Origin of the sequence: Vogesella sp. XCS3, assembly GCF_020616155.1 — a bacterium.
In the GTDB taxonomy this organism is placed as follows: domain Bacteria; phylum Pseudomonadota; class Gammaproteobacteria; order Burkholderiales; family Chromobacteriaceae; genus Vogesella.
The window spans coordinates 1751085-1766061 of sequence record NZ_CP085530.1; the positions used below are offsets into that span (position 1 = coordinate 1751085).

The 14977-nt window shown below is 61.7% G+C and carries 14 protein-coding genes; 7 read left to right on the forward strand and 7 right to left on the reverse strand.

All coding sequences use genetic code 11. From position 1 onward, the window contains the following. The first annotated feature begins 151 nt into the window (after positions 1-151). A complete protein-coding gene (locus tag LCH97_RS08335; RefSeq protein WP_227305003.1) occupies positions 152-1522 on the forward strand; it encodes a peptide MFS transporter in 1371 nt (456 codons plus the stop codon). A gap of 77 nt (positions 1523-1599) precedes the next feature. Here LCH97_RS08335 and LCH97_RS08340 read toward each other — a convergent pair whose 3' ends face one another. From LCH97_RS08340 to LCH97_RS08350, 3 genes are all read right to left on the reverse strand, one after another. Beyond that, a complete protein-coding gene (locus LCH97_RS08340) occupies positions 1600-2277 on the reverse strand; it encodes a TIGR01621 family pseudouridine synthase (RefSeq protein ID WP_227305006.1) in 678 nt (225 codons plus the stop codon). 72 nt (positions 2278-2349) lie between these two features. After that, the gene (locus LCH97_RS08345; protein WP_227305008.1) at positions 2350-2796 is read right to left on the reverse strand and encodes a GNAT family N-acetyltransferase; all 447 of its coding nucleotides are present in this window, start codon (positions 2794-2796) and stop codon (positions 2350-2352) included. Continuing rightward, complete coding sequence (locus LCH97_RS08350) at positions 2793-3278, reverse strand: acyl-CoA thioesterase (protein ID WP_227305010.1); 486 nt, start codon at positions 3276-3278, stop codon at positions 2793-2795. The genes LCH97_RS08345 and LCH97_RS08350 overlap by 4 nt, the downstream gene beginning before the upstream one ends. 74 nt (positions 3279-3352) lie before the next feature. On the opposite strand from LCH97_RS08350, the gene LCH97_RS08355 reads away from it, so the two are divergent. The 3 genes from LCH97_RS08355 to LCH97_RS08365 all read left to right on the forward strand — a co-directional run bounded on the left by LCH97_RS08355 (position 3353) and on the right by LCH97_RS08365 (position 6131). Then, complete coding sequence (locus tag LCH97_RS08355) at positions 3353-5113, forward strand: ABC transporter ATP-binding protein (protein WP_227305013.1); 1761 nt, start codon at positions 3353-3355, stop codon at positions 5111-5113. A gap of 93 nt (positions 5114-5206) precedes the next feature. Beyond that, positions 5207-5815, forward strand: a complete 609-nt coding sequence (locus tag LCH97_RS08360) for a putative metalloprotease CJM1_0395 family protein (protein WP_227305017.1) — start codon at positions 5207-5209, stop codon at positions 5813-5815. 4 nt (positions 5816-5819) lie between these two features. Then, positions 5820-6131 (forward strand): YciI family protein, encoded by a 312-nt coding sequence (locus LCH97_RS08365; RefSeq protein WP_227305020.1) that lies wholly within the window; start codon positions 5820-5822, stop codon positions 6129-6131. Positions 6132-6170: 39 nt separating this feature from the next. Here LCH97_RS08365 and LCH97_RS08370 read toward each other — a convergent pair whose 3' ends face one another. Further along, on the reverse strand, positions 6171-8501 hold the full coding sequence (locus LCH97_RS08370; protein WP_227305023.1) for a cation-translocating P-type ATPase: 2331 nt from the start codon (positions 8499-8501) through the stop codon (positions 6171-6173). 77 nt (positions 8502-8578) lie between these two features. On the opposite strand from LCH97_RS08370, the gene cadR reads away from it, so the two are divergent. From cadR to LCH97_RS08385, 3 genes are all read left to right on the forward strand, one after another. Next, positions 8579-9010: a Cd(II)/Pb(II)-responsive transcriptional regulator gene (gene cadR / locus LCH97_RS08375; RefSeq protein WP_227305026.1), complete on the forward strand. Its 432-nt coding sequence runs from the start codon at positions 8579-8581 to the stop codon at positions 9008-9010. Between the two features lie 375 nt (positions 9011-9385). Beyond that, positions 9386-10291: a LysR family transcriptional regulator gene (locus LCH97_RS08380; RefSeq protein ID WP_227305029.1), complete on the forward strand. Its 906-nt coding sequence runs from the start codon at positions 9386-9388 to the stop codon at positions 10289-10291. Further along, the gene (locus LCH97_RS08385; protein WP_227305032.1) at positions 10275-11123 is read left to right on the forward strand and encodes a hypothetical protein; all 849 of its coding nucleotides are present in this window, start codon (positions 10275-10277) and stop codon (positions 11121-11123) included. The genes LCH97_RS08380 and LCH97_RS08385 overlap by 17 nt, the downstream gene beginning before the upstream one ends. Positions 11124-11193: 70 nt before the next feature. Here LCH97_RS08385 and sucD read toward each other — a convergent pair whose 3' ends face one another. The 3 genes from sucD to lpdA form a co-directional block, all read right to left on the reverse strand. Further along, the gene (sucD, locus tag LCH97_RS08390) at positions 11194-12078 is read right to left on the reverse strand and encodes a succinate--CoA ligase subunit alpha (RefSeq protein WP_017506953.1); all 885 of its coding nucleotides are present in this window, start codon (positions 12076-12078) and stop codon (positions 11194-11196) included. A gap of 27 nt (positions 12079-12105) precedes the next feature. Continuing rightward, positions 12106-13275, reverse strand: a complete 1170-nt coding sequence (sucC, locus tag LCH97_RS08395; RefSeq protein WP_227305035.1) for an ADP-forming succinate--CoA ligase subunit beta — start codon at positions 13273-13275, stop codon at positions 12106-12108. 178 nt (positions 13276-13453) lie between these two features. After that, positions 13454-14887 (reverse strand): dihydrolipoyl dehydrogenase, encoded by a 1434-nt coding sequence (gene lpdA / locus LCH97_RS08400; RefSeq protein WP_227305038.1) that lies wholly within the window; start codon positions 14885-14887, stop codon positions 13454-13456. Positions 14888-14977: the final 90 nt, after the last annotated feature.

The window sequence follows — 14977 nt, forward strand, 5'->3', positions numbered from 1 at the left end:
TATTTATTACAATATAACGCCATAAATGTTCATTTATGCGCATTTTTCTATTGCATTAACGCCAAAGCATCAGCACAATCCGACCCCTTGCCAAAGTCCGCCATATAAAAACAGGGCTGTGCACCTCACTCACCACTAGAGAAAGACCCTCATGTACCGACAACACCCTCGCGGTCTGTACCTGCTGTTCGTGACCGAAATGTGGGAACGCTTCAGCTACTACGGCATGCGCGCCATCTTCGTGCTGTTCATGGTCAAGGCGCTGATGTTCGACAAGGCCTACGCCTCCGAAATCTACGGCAGCTACACCGGCCTGGTGTACTTTGCACCGCTGCTGGGCGGCTACATTGCCGACCGCTACTGGGGCAACCGCCGCGCCATCGTCAGCGGTGCGCTGCTGATGGCTGCCGGCCAGTTTTCCATGTTCTTTGCCGCCACGCTGTACCAGCAGCCGGCTACCGCCACCCCGCTGATGTTTGGCGGCCTGGCGCTGCTGATTGCGGGTAATGGCCTGTTCAAGCCGAATATTTCGTCCATGGTGGGCCAGCTGTACCCTGCCGGCGACAAGCGTGTGGATTCCGCTTTCACGCTGTTCTACATGGGCATTAACGCCGGCGCGCTGCTGGCGCCGCTGGTGTGCGGCACGCTGGGCGATACCGGCCACCCGGCCGATTTCAAATGGGGCTTCCTGGCCGCCGGCATCGGCATGCTGGTGTCGCTGGCGCTGTTCCTGAGTTTCCGTAACCGCTACCTGGTGACACCGGAAGGCGCGGCCATCGGCCTGCCGCCCAAGCGCCATCATGAAAGCGGCGAGAAAATCCGCCATGCCCCGCTGACGCGCGAAGAAAAAGACCGCCTGGCGGTGATCATGCTGCTGTCGGCGTTTGTGATCTTCTTCTGGTCTGCCTTCGAGCAGGCCGGCGCCTCGCTGACCTTCTTTGCCGAAGAGCAGACCAACCGCCAGCTGCTGGGCTGGACGGTACCGGCGTCGTTCTTCCAGAGCATCAACCCGGTGGTGATCGTGGTGTGCGCACCGCTGTTTGCCTGGCTGTGGCTGACGCTGGGCAAGAAGGGCCTGGAGCCGAACTCGCCGATGAAAATGGCCATCGGCTTGCTGCTGCTGGCCATCGGTTACCTGATCATTGCCTTGGGTGTGACCGGCCTGGAGCCGGGCGTGAAAGTAAGCATGCTGTGGCTGATCAGCCTGTACAGCATCCACACCTTCGGCGAGCTGTGCCTGTCGCCTATCGGCCTGTCGCTGGTGGTGAAGCTGTCGCCGGCACGCCTGGTGTCGATGATGATGGGCGTGTGGTTCCTGTCCAGCGCGCTGGCCAACAAGTTTGCCGGCGTACTGTCCGGCTTGTACCCGGAGCCGGGCAAGCCGCTGCCGGTATTCATGGGCTACACCGTGTCCAACCTGCACGACTTCTTCATGCTGTTCGTGCTGATGGCTGGCGGCGCTGCGCTGGTGCTGTTCCTGCTGTCGGGCAAGCTGAAGAAAATGATGCACGGTCTGGGTTAATCACAAGCCACCTGCAAAAAAGCCGGTTCGCGCACGCGACCGGCTTTTTTCATGTCTGCCTCGACGCGAGCAAACGCTTACAGCACCGGCCACGGCAGGCCGGCCGGCGGGTTGGCCGCCAGGTAGTCGGCCAGTGCGTCTTGCGGCCAACGTTCGCCCCACCCCGGTGGGCACACAAAGCGGTGCGTTTCGCCCGCCAGCGTGAAGGCCAACGCGTAGGCGTGCAGGTAGCCACGGTCGGCGGCGCTGCCACCGTATAGCGCATCGCCCAGGATGGGCGCGCCCAGCGACTTCATCGCCACGCGCAACTGGTGGGTCTTGCCGGTGCGCGGGCGCAGCACGAACAGGCGCAGGCCGGGCGCCAGGCTGTAGCTGAAAAACTGGGTTACGGCAGGGTTGGCCGCGCTCTTGCACAGCTTCCAGGCGCCGCCACGGCCCTTGTCCATATCGCCCTTGATCAGGCCCTGCTTGCGTGCCGGCTTGGCGTCGGACAGCGCCAGGTAGTACTTCTCCACCTCGCGCCCGGCAAAAGCCGCGCCCAGCTCGGCGGCAGCGGCCTGGCTGCGCGCCACCACGATCAGGCCGCTGGTGATGCGGTCCAGGCGGTGTACCGGCCACAGCGCGTCGTCTTGCAGGCCATCGCGCAGCGCATCCATCAGGCCGGGGGCGTCGTCTTCGCGGTGAAAGCTGACGCCCGGTGCCTTGTGAATCACGTAAAACTGCGGGTGGGTATGAACGAGCTGGTAGGCAGACATGGCAGGCTTTCGGTAATGAGGCGCGCATTGTAGGGTAAAGCGGCAGCCATCCCAAGCCGGTACGCTACGGTATCAGCCGGCTCTGGCTTGCGGCCCTGGCCACTCCAGATTGAGAAAATCCGGCTCCATACCGGCGATGTGGTAGCCCATTTCGGCATAAAAGGCGCGCACCGGTTTGTCGTCGCGCAGGCAGCTTAGCGTGACGCGGCCGCTACTGAGGCCATGCAAATGCGCCAGCACGCGCCGCCCCATGCCCTGGCGGCGCCACTGATCCAGCACCACCAGCAAGTGTACATGCAGGCCATAATCGCGGCGCGACAGGCTCAGCAAGGCCACCTCCTGGCCCTGGTGGCGGTACCAGAATAGCGTCCCGGCGGTAAAACTCTGCTCGAAGCCCTGCCGCTGCAACACCGGATCCCAGCCGGCGCAGCGGCTGAGCTTGCCCTGCATACCGGCGCAGTAGATGGCGTAGGCGCGCGGCTTGTCCAGCGCCGTCAGCGGGATCAGGCCGTCATTCATGCATGGCCTGCCTGCTGCATGCGTTGCTCGGCTTCCAGCCGCATCTGCTTGCGGATTTCGGCTTCGCGAAAGCGCTTTTTATGGGTGTCGCTCTCCAGCGCTAGCGCCGGCACCGGCATGGCTTTGCCGTCCGCCCAGGCCACCATGGTGAAGTAGCAGCTATTGGTATGGCGCACGGTACGCTGCTGGATGTTTTCGGCTACCACCTTGATGCCTACTTCCATGGAGGTGCGGCCAACGTGGTTCACGCTGGCCAGAAAGGTAACCATCTCGCCCACGTGGATGGGCTGCTTGAACAGCACCTGGTCTACCGACAGCGTCACCACATAACAGCCGGCGTAGCGGCTGGCGCAGGCGTAGGCCACCTGGTCCAGCAGTTTCAGCAGTACACCACCATGCACGTTGCCGGAAAAATTGGCCATGTCAGGCGTCATCAGCACCGACATGGTGAGCTCGCGCTGGTTAACAGAGTGTTCAGTCATTGCTACTTATTCCCATTTCATTCTTGTTGCATGGCGGCGTACAATCGCCGGTCCCCTCATACCACCCAGATACCATGTCATCCCTGTCACGGCTCTTCCATTATGCCCGCCAGTATCGGCGGGATGCTTATCTTGCCTCGGCATTTTCTGCCATCAACAAGTTTTTCGATATCCTGCCCGAAGTACTGATCGGCGTGGCCGTCGATGTGGTGGTCAGCAAACAGGATTCCTTTCTGGCGCGCCTGGGCATTACCGACAGCTTTGACCAGCTGTTGTGGCTGGGCGGGCTCACGGTACTGATCTGGGCGGGCGAATCACTATTCGAGTACCTGTACCAGCTGCGCTGGCGCAACCTGGCGCAAAACCTGCAGCACGTACTGCGCCTGGACGCCTACGGCCATGTACAAAAGCTGCCACTGTCTTACTTTGAAGACAAGCGTACCGGCAGCCTGATGTCCATCCTGAACGACGACATCAACCAGATGGAGCGCTTTCTCAACGGTGGCGCCAACAGCATCATTCAGGTGGTGTGCTCTTCCATTATGGTGGGTGCCGTGTTTTTTTACCTGGCACCGCAGCTGGCCATGCTGGCGCTGTTCCCGGTACCGCTGATTCTGGTGGGCACGTTCTGGTTCCAGAAACGCATTGCCCCGCGCTATAGCGCCGTGCGCGAAGCCGCCGGGGTGATCAACGGCCGCCTCAGCAACAACCTGCTGGGTATTGCCACCATCAAGGCGTTTACCGCCGAAGCGTTTGAAGCCGAACATATCCGCCAGGCCAGCGAGCACTACCGCCAGACCAACGCAGCGGCCATCCGCCTGTCGTCGGCCATTATCCCGGTGATCCGCATGGCCATTCTGGCCGGCTTCGTGGTAACGCTGGTGTACGGCGGCTGGCTGGCGCTACACGGCGAAATCGGTGTTGGCAGCTACTCGGTGCTGGTATACCTCACCCAGCGCCTGCTATGGCCACTGGTGGGGCTGGCCGATATTGCCGACCTGTACCAGCGCTCGATGACCGCCATCGACCGTGTGCTTGACGTGCTCTCCACACCCGTCTCGATACCGTACGACGGCAGAGCGCTGCCAACCGCTACAGTATCCGGCAGCCTGGCTTTCGAAAACCTGTCATTCGGCTACGGCGACCTCACCGTACTGCACAACGTGTCGCTTACCGTGCCTGCCGGCCGCACCGTGGCTTTTGTGGGTGCCACTGGCTCGGGCAAGAGCACGCTGGTCAAACTGTTACTGCGTTTTTATGAGGCACCGGCCGGGGCGATCAAGCTGGATGGGCACGATATTCGCGAGCTGTCGCTCACCGACCTGCGCCGCCAGATTGGCTACGTCAGCCAGGATGTATTCCTGACCGATGGCAGCGTGGCCGACAATATTGCCTACGGCATGGGCGAGGTTGGCCGCAGCGCCATCGAGGCGGCTGCCCGCGCCGCCGAGGCGCACGAGTTCATCGCCCGCCTGCCGCAGGGCTACGACACCCCGGTGGGAGAACGCGGCCAGAAGCTATCCGGCGGCCAGCGCCAACGCCTGGCCCTGGCGCGCGCCATCCTGAAAGACCCGCGCATCCTGATACTGGACGAAGCCACCAGCGCGGTGGACAACGAAACCGAAGCCGCCATCCAGCGTTCGCTGGACGTGGTATCGCGCGGGCGCACCACACTGGTGATTGCCCACCGTCTGTCTACCGTGCGCCACGCCGACTGCATCCACGTGATGGAGCACGGCCAGATTGTGGAATCGGGCACCCACGCGCTGCTGCTGGCGCAGAACGGCAGCTACGCCGCACTGTGGCGCTTGCAAACGGGCGAGCGGCAAAGCTGAGCTGCCTACACACTGCCCTACTCGGCCTGCTGCTTACAGCAGGCCGTTTTTTATGGTCTATGCTTATAGGCAACAGCGTATCACCCGATAAAAATGAGTATCAGCGCCACCTCTGCGGCCAACTATGGCAGCGCCTACAGCCCCCCAGCCAGCAGGCTGGCGGCTAGCTGCGACCCGGGTTGCCAGTGCAGCCGCTGCCTGGCTAGCAGCATAACGGGCCAGCAAGCCAGCGCCGGTAGTGGCGCCGGCCGCAGCCAGAACGGTACGGCTGCCTTGAGTGAAGAGGAAGAAAAACAGGTCACGCAGCTGAAGGCCCGCGACAGCGAAGTGCGCGCCCACGAACAAGCCCACATGGCTGCCGCCGGCGGTGTCAGCGTTAGCGCCCCTAGCTACAGCTACCAGCAAGGGCCGGATGGGCAGCGTTACGCGGTGGGTGGCCACGTCAACATCGACGTTAGCCGGGGGCGTACGCCGGAAGATACCCTGCGCAAGGCCCAGGCCGTACAGCGTGCCGCGCTGGCACCTGCCGAGCCATCCGGCCAAGATCAGGCCGTAGCGGCACAAGCGCGGCAGATGGCGCTACAGGCCATGGCCGAGCAAGCCGCCGCGCAGCGCGGTAGCAGCCCGCTGCAACAGACTTACCAGCCGCAAGACAGCACGGCCCCCGCCCTGCAAGGTCGCGGCATTGATACACAGGCATGACACCATGCATCACTACCTTTACCTGCTACGCCCCACCCGCCCCGATATGCTGCGCGCCGGTTTGAGCGACCACGAGGCCGAGTGCATCAGCCAGCACACCTGCTACCTGGACGACCTGTGCCTGGCAGGCAAGGTCACCCTGTTCGGCCGCACCACAGCCGATGATGCCCAGGCGTTTGCCATGGTGCTGGTAATGACGGGGATAGAAAGCGAGGCACGCGCCATCATGCAAGCCGACCCGGTGGTAAGCGGCGGGGTGATGGTGGCCGAGCTCTACCCTTTCCGCGTTACCGGCATGCGTGGCATGAAGGTGTAGCGGCCAGCTAGCCAAGCCGCCACACCGCCAGCGCTGGCTCTAGCTTGCTTGCCTTACCCGCGCCAGGCGCAGGCCGTTGAAAATGACCAGCAGGCTGGCACCCACGTCGGCAAACACCGCCATCCACAGCGTGGCCACACCGGCCAGCGCCAGCACAAAGAACAGCAGCTTGATGGCCAGTGCCAGCACGATATTGGCACGCAGCACCGCCATGCTGCGCCGGGCGTGGGCAAACAGCTGCGGCAGCTTGTCGAGGCGGTCTTCCATCAGCGCCACCTGCGCGGTTTCCAGCGCGGTATCCGAACCAGCGGCCCCCATGGCGATACCCAGCTCGGCCTGCGCCAGCGCGGGCGCATCGTTTACGCCATCCCCCACCATGGCCACCGGCCCCTGCTGCGCCAGGCGGCGGATATGCGCCAGCTTGTCGTCCGGCAGCAGGCCACCCAGCGCCTCGGCGATGCCGACCTGCGCTGCCGTGCGGCCAACTACCGCCTGCTGGTCGCCAGACAAAACGGTAAGCGTGATGCCCATCTGCTGCAGCTGTGCTACCGCCGCCACAGCATCGGGGCGCAGCGCGTCGGCCACCAGCAGCAGCGCTTGCGGTGTGCCATCACGGCACAGCCACATCTCGCCACTGCCCTCGGGCACGAGCGGCAACCACGGCGCGATATCCGCCCCCAGCCGCGCCAGCAGGCGGCGGTTACCCAGCGCCCAGCGCTGGCCGTTAACAGTGGCCTGCACCCCCTCACCCGCTGTCTCTTGCAAGCCATTGGCGGCTAGCAAGGGCAAGCCCTTCGCCGCCTGCATAACAGCACGCGCCAGCGGGTGGGTGGAGTGCGCTTCCAGGCTAGCGGCCACTTGCAGCACGGCATCGCGGCCCATATCGGGCTGTAACAGCAATACCTCCTCCACTGCCGGCTCGCCACGGGTCAGCGTGCCGGTCTTGTCCAGCGCCAGGTAACGAATGCGCGCCGCCGCCTCCAGCGCCACGCCGCCCTTGACCAGCATGCCGCGCCGCGCCGCCGACGATAGCGCCGACACCAACGTAACCGGCGTGGCAATCACCAGCGCGCACGGGCAGGCAATCACCAGCAACACCAGCGCCTGGTACAACGCCGCCTGCCAGGTCATCACGCCGGCCAGCGGCAGGCCCAGCGCCAGCAGCACCGCTACCGCCACCACAATCGGCGTATACACCGCGGCAAAACGGTCGATGAAGCGCTGGGTCGCCGCCTTGCCAGCCTGCGCATCGCGCACACTACGGATGATGCGCGCCAGTACGCTTCCGTCGGCAGCCGCGGTGACCTGCACCTGTACCAGCCCCTGACCGTTGATGGCGCCGGCAAACACGGCATCGCCCTCGCCCTTATCCAGCGGCAGGCTTTCGCCGGTAATCGGCGCTTCGTTGAAGTCGCTACGGCCGCTAACAATCACGCCATCCAGTGGCACGCGCTCACCGGGGCGTACGCGTACCACGCGGCCAACTTGCAGGCTGTCACTGGGGACAGCTTGCCATTGGCCCTCTACTTCTACCCAGGCGGTGTCGGGCTTTAGCGCCATCAGGCTGCGCACTGCCTCGCCAGCGCGCGCCAGCGACAGCGCCTCCAGCTTTTCCGACAGCGCAAACAGGAACAGCACCATCGCGGCTTCCGGCCACTGTTGCAGCACCATGGCGCCGACCACGGCCAGGCTCATCAGGAAATAGATATTGAGCGTGCGCAGCTTCAGCGCGTACCAGCCTTTGCGTGCCGTGGTACGACCACCGGCCAGCATCGAGACAATGGCCAGCGCTGCCACCCACCAGGCACCATCGCTGGTACCGGCCAGCACGGCGCCTTCGGCCGCTGCAGCCAGCAGGCCTGCCAGCCATAGTTGGCCGCGGCTTTCTACCGGCGGCGCTGCGGGGGTGTCGGCCTCTTCCGCGCTTAGCAGCCGTGGCGGCATGCCGGTACTGGCAATGGCGGCCTGCACCTGCGCCAGGCTGGCGTCGCGCTGGTGCACGGTCACCGTGCGCTCGATGTAGTTAAAGTCCACGCGCAATACACCGTCGATATTGGCCAGCACCTTGTCCACCAGTCGCCCCTCGGTGGGGCAATCCATGGCCGGAATCGCCAGCCGCCAGGCGCTGCTACCGGCCGGTACGTCGGCGGGCTGAGGTGCGGCAGTTAACGTGCTGCTGCAGGCGTCGCCACTGCAGCAGGCAGCCTGCGCATGGTCGTGGCTGTGATCATGACTATGACTGTGGTCGTGGTCGTGGTCGTGGTCGTGGTCGTGGTCGTGGTCGTGGTCGTGGTCGTGGTCGGCAGCGTGCGGCTGCGCCACGGTGACGGGAATGATTTTGCTGCCGGGTTTGGGTTGATACAGGGCCATGCTGGTCTCCACAAAAGCGTGCTTGTGCTATTGCAAACCCTGTAGCTACTATAAGGTCAAGCCCTGAGGAGAAAATGATGCAAATCGGCGAACTGGCAAAACGCACCGGCTGCGAGAGTGAAACCATCCGCTACTACGAGCGCGAAGGTTTGCTGCCGGCACCGGCACGTAGCAGCAGCGGCTACCGCCGCTACGAACAGCGCCACCTGGAACAGCTGGCCTTTATTCTGCACTGCCGCTCGCTGGGCATGCCGCTGGCCGATATCCGCCTGCTGGCCGGTTTTCACCAGCAACCGGCCGCCGAGCCGTGCGATCGCGTCAATGCCCTGATCGACCAGCAAATCAGCCGCGTACACAGCCAGATAGAAGCGCTACAGCGCCTGGAACAGCAGCTACTGCAGCTGCGTGCCCGCTGCGATAGCCCGCATACCCTGGCCGACTGCGGCATTCTGAAAACACTGGATGACGCGGCTAGCGGCGAAGCCTGCGCTTGCCACGACACGCCTTAGCCAGCTTGGCCGCACAGCGTGCCACACAAAACCGGCAGGCAAAAAAAAAGCCGGCTTGATAGCCGGCCGAACAACGCTCGTAAGGGGAAAACAGAGGATTCACCTCGTACACAATCCCCGGATGTACGAGGCACCAGATAATCCTGAACCAGCACTAGGCTGGTGCCTGTACCAAAAGTGGCAGAGCCACCTGTGGCAGACAGCGGGTGTCTCGCAGCCGCGTCGGGAGGAGAATCCTTGGCAGCCTTAAGCGGTCAACACCTGCTGTGTTTACGAGCCACAACACAACACAGAGAGTGATACGGAGTATACGTAGGTTTATTACATTCTAAAAATGAATTAAAATTATTAAAACTATTCTTTTTTGGAATGAAAATGGACATCAAGGCGCTGCGCTATTTTGCCGAGCTGGTACGCCAGCAGAACTTCACCCGGGCGGCAGAGGCACTGTTTGTCACCCAGCCCACCATCAGCAAAATGGTGAAGCAGCTTGAAGAAGAACTGGGCACGCCTTTGCTGATCCGCGAGGGCAAGAGTTTTCAGCTGACCGATGCCGGCCGCGTGGTGTACCTGCGCGGGCAAGACGTACTGGCGGCGCAGCTGCGCCTGAAAAACGCGCTGGCCGACCTGGCCTCGCTGGCGCGCGGCGAGCTGGTGGTAGGTTTACCCCCCATGGCCGGCGGTGCTTTCTTTGCACCGGTGGTGGGCGCATTTCGCGACCGTTACCCAGGGGTTGAGCTGAAAATGGTAGAAGACGGCGCCCTGGCGATTGAAAGCAGCATCCGTTCGGGCAATCTGGAAATCGGTGCCGCCGTCTTGCCAGTAGACCACCATACGTTCAACAGCCTGAGCCTGGTACGCGACCGCCTGTGCCTGGTAGCACCAGCCGGTAGCCCGTGGCACGGGCGTAGCTTCGTGACACTGCCTGATGTAGCGGATCAGCCCATCGTGTTTTACCCGGAAGACTTCTCGCTCACCACCCGCATCAGCGATGCCTTCCGCACCACGGGCAAAACCATCAATATCGCCGGGCGCAGTGCACACTGGGATTTTATCGTTGCCATGGTGGAAGCTAGACTGGGTATTGCGCTGCTGCCCCAGGCCATTGCCAGCCAGCTGGAGCCGCACCGCTTCGATGTGATCCCTGTAGATGATGAGCGCATCATCTGGCACATCGGCCTGATCTGGAAAAAAGATAGCTATCTGTCTCACGCAGCCCGGGCCTGGATCACACTGACCCGTGAACTGTTACTGGATAGCCATCATGCCAGCCCGCCTTAAGCTGTTGTTATCTGGTCTACTCATTGGGGCCGCTTGCCACGCCGCCCCGGTAATCATCAACTACCCCATCCTGCCCGCCAAGGGCGACCCGCAGCTGCACTACATGCTGTCTTTGCTCAAGCTGGCCTGCAATAAAGCGGCGGCCAACTGCCTGCTACGCCCGGGTCCCGCCATGGTTCAAGGCCGCGCCATACAGGAGCTACAGCGCAAGCAAAGCCGTATCGATGTCATGTGGACCATGACCAGCCATGACCGCGAGCGTCTGCTATTACCTATCCGCATCCCGCTGGATAAAGGCCTGATAGGCTGGCGCATCGCACTTGTGCCGCCAGGCAAAGGCCACCTGCTGGCCGACGTGAACAGCCTGAAAGCCCTGGCCAGATTCACCGCCGGCCAGGAGCACGACTGGCCGGACACCGCCATTTTACAAGCCGCCGGGCTGCCGGTAGTCAGCACGCCGGACTACGAACCCTTGTTCTCCATGCTGGCGAAACACCGCTTCGATTACTTTCCGCGCAGCGTGATCGAAATTCTGGACGAACAGCAGACACACGCCGACCTGCAACTGGAAATCGACCCGCACCTTTTGCTGCACTACCCTACGGCTTTCTATTTCTTCATCACCCCGAACCGCCCCAGGCTGGCACACATGCTGCGGGATGGCCTGCAGCAAGCCGTGAACGACGGTAGCTTCGATACACTGTTCCAGCAGTACCATGGCCATACGCTACAGGCACTACAACTGGACAAACGCCAGATTATCCACCTGCCCAACCCCTTGCTGCCGCCCGATACACCGCTGGCACAGAAGAACCTGTGGTACCAACCGTAAAGGTTGGCCGCAGGCAATAAAAAACGCCACCGCATGCGGTGGCGTTGTGCTGTTCTGACAGGCAGAAAGCTTAGATCATGCCCTTGCTTTTCAGCAGTTCGAACATGGTCTTGCCGATTTCGGCCGGGCTGCGGGTGTAGGCGATGCCTGCACGCTCGAAAGCCTTGAACTTCTCTTCGGCAGTACCTTTGCCGCCAGAGATGATGGCGCCAGCGTGGCCCATGCGTTTGCCTTTTGGTGCGGTAACACCGGCGATGTAACCTACTACCGGCTTGGTCACGTACTGCTTGGCAAACTCGGCAGCTTCTTCTTCGGCGGAACCACCGATTTCACCGATCATCACGATAGCGTCGGTGTCCGGATCGTCCTGGAACAGGCGCAGGGCGTCGATGTGGCTGGTACCCGGGATAGGGTCGCCGCCGATACCGATGCAAGTGGACTGGCCCAGACCCAAAGCGGTAGTTTGTGCCACAGCTTCGTAAGTCAGGGTGCCGGAACGGGATACGATACCGATACGACCCGGGTTGTGGATGTGCCACGGCATGATGCCGATCTTGCACTCGCCCGGAGTGATGATACCTGGGCAGTTCGGGCCGATCAGGCGGATGCCGGCTTCGTCCACGGCTTTTTTCACGTACAGCATGTCCAGGGTAGGCACGCCTTCGGTGATGCACACGATCAGCTTAACGCCGCTTTCTACCGCTTCCAGGATGGAATCCTTGGCGAAAGCTGCCGGTACGTAGATAACCGAAGCGTCAGCCTGGGTTTCGCGTACAGCGTCTTTCATGGTGTTGAACACCGGCAGGCCCAGGTGCTCGCTGCCACCTTTGCCCGGGGTTACACCGCCAACCACCTTGGTGCCTACTTTCAGCGCCTGTTCGGCGTGGAAAGTACCGTTTTTGCCGGTGAAGCCTTGCACCAGCACTTTCGTATCTTTGTTTACCAATACGCTCATTTTGAAATCCTTATGCGGTGCAGGTGATTACAGGGCGGCAACAGCAGCAACGATCTTCTCGGCTGCGTCGTTCAGGCCCTGGGCGGAGGTCAGTTTCAGACCGGAATCGTCCAGGATCTTGGCACCCAGCTCGGCGTTGTTGCCTTCCAGGCGCACAACTACCGGTACGGTCACGTTCACTTCTTTCACGGCAGCGATAATCGCTTCGGCAATCATGTCGCAACGTACGATGCCGCCGAAGATGTTGATCAGCACGCCTTGTACCGAGGTATCAGCCAGGATCAGCTTGAACGCTTCGATCACGCGCTCTTTGGTAGCGCCGCCGCCCACGTCCAGGAAGTTGGCAGGCTGGCCGCCTTTGAGCTTGATGATGTCCATGGTAGCCATGGCCAGACCGGCGCCGTTTACCATGCAGCCGATGTTGCCTTCCAGCGCTACGTAGTTCAGGTCGAATTCGGAAGCTTTCACTTCGCGTTCGTTTTCCTGCGACTTGTCGCGTTGGGCCAGCAGCGCCGGGTGACGGTACAGGGCGTTGGAGTCCAGGTTGATCTTGCCGTCTACGCAAGCCAGTTCGCCGTTTTCGCGCAGCGCCAGCGGGTTCACTTCGAACAGGGCAAAGTCGTTTTCAACGAAAGCGTTGTAAGCACCCAGCATCAGTTTGCTGAATGCGGCGATCTGCGAACCGGACAGGCCCAGGGCGAAAGCCGCATCGCGGGTCTGGAACGGCTGCATGCCTACCAGCGGGTCCACTTCGATCTTGATGATCTTTTCTGGGGTTTCTTCGGCTACTTTTTCGATCTCCACGCCGCCTTCGGTGGACACCATGAATACCACGCGCTGGGAACCGCGATCTACGACGGCGCCCAGGTACAGTTCGCGCTGTACCGGGTACATGTCTTCACATACCAGCAAGCTGTTTACCGGCTGGCCGGCTGCGTCGGTCTGATAGGTTACCAGGTTGGTACCGATCAGGGTTTTGGCTACTTCGGCAGCTTCTTCGCGGGTTTTCACCACTTTTACGCCACCGGCTTTGCCGCGGCCACCAGCGTGGACCTGGGCTTTTACAACGGCAAATTTACCGCCCAACTGGTCGTAGGCAGCAGCGGCTTCTTCCGGTGTGGTGGCCAGAATGCCTTTTTGCACCGGCAGGCCGTATTTGGCCAACAGCTCTTTCGCTTGGTATTCGTGCAGGTTCATTAAGTTTCCTTTCGGGTGGATAGTTGGCTGGCTTTGCGGCCAACCTTGCTATGCCTGAGATGTCGCGATTGTACCGCCTGGGCTACAAGCGGTGTGTTCTATCGATATCGGCAACAAAACCATAGAGGCAGCCGGCCGGCACTTTACCTTGAAAGTGCCCTGCCTGCTGCCTGTTCTTTTAGCCGTGCAGCGCGCGCTTGTCGGCGGCCAGGGCGGCTTCGTGTACCACTTCGGACAGACTCGGGTGGGCATGGACAATGCGAGCCAGGTCTTCGCTGGCAGCTTTGAACTCCATGGATACCACGCCTTCTGTCACCAGCTCGGACACCATCGGGCCGATCATGTGCAGGCCCAGGATACGGTCGGTCTTGGCGCAAGCCAGGATCTTGACGGTACCTTGTGCCTGGCCCAGACCCAGCGCACGGCCGTTGGCCGCAAAACCGGAAGTGCCTTTCTTGTACTCGATGCCTTCAGCTTTCAGCTGCTCTTCGGTCTTGCCGACCCAGGCGATTTCCGGGCTGGTGTAGATCACCCATGGAATCACGCCAAAGTCTACGTGCGGCTTCTGGCCGGCGATACGCTCGGCTACGGCCACGCCTTCTTCCGACGCTTTGTGCGCCAGCATCGGGCCGCGTACCACGTCGCCAATTGCCCATACGTTAGGCAGGTTGGTGTGGCAGTGGTCGTCTACCACGATGAAACCGCGGTCGTCCATTTGCAGGTTCACGTTGGCGCCACCCAGGCCCTGGGTGTTCGGCACACGGCCGATGGACACGATCAGCTTGTCGAACTCGGCTTTTACGGCTTCGCCGTTCAGCTCGTAGTTCACCACCACGCCGTTGTCAGCCTTGGTGATTTCGCCAATTTTCACGCCCAGCTTGATATCTAGGCCGGTGTCTTTGGTCAGGGTCTTGAAGGCTTCTTTGGCGATCTGCTGGTCGGCAGCGCCCAGGAAGGTCGGTGCGGCTTCCAGAATGGTGACGTCGGCGCCCAGGCGCTTCCATACCGAACCCATTTCCAGGCCGATCACACCGGCGCCGATCACGCCCAGGCGTGCCGGTACAGCGGTCAGCGCCAGTGCGCCTTCGTTGTCCAGAACGATCTGGTTGTCGGTAGCCAGGCCAGGCAGCTGGCGCGGGCTGGAACCGGTAGCAATGATGACGTGGGTGGCTTCCAAGGTATCGACCTCGGCGCCGTTATCGGCAACCTCGATCACCCATTTTTCGTTCTGGCGGGCTTTCAGCGTGGCCAGACCGTGGATATTGGCAACCTTGTTCTTTTTGAACAGGAAGCTGATACCACCGGCGTTCTTGGTGATGATGTCGTTCTTGCGGGCCAGCATTTTGGCCACGTCCATCTGCGCGCCTTCTACGCTGATACCGTGCTTGGCAAAGTCGTGCTGTACGGCGTGGAAGTTTTCCGACGACTGCAGCAGGGCTTTGGACGGGATGCAGCCTACGTTCAGGCAGGTACCACCCAGCGAAGGCTTGCCTTCCGGGTTTTTAGTAGCGTCTACGCAAGCGGTGCTAAAGCCCAGCTGGGCTGCACGGATGGCAGCTACATAGCCGCCAGGGCCGCCGCCGATCACTACTACGTCGAATTGTTGGGACATGGTGTTCTCTATCCTGTAGCAAGTTGGCCGCAGGCGGCCAGCTTGCCAGTTCGTCGTGAATGGCGGATGACAGGCTGCGCCTGCCTCCGC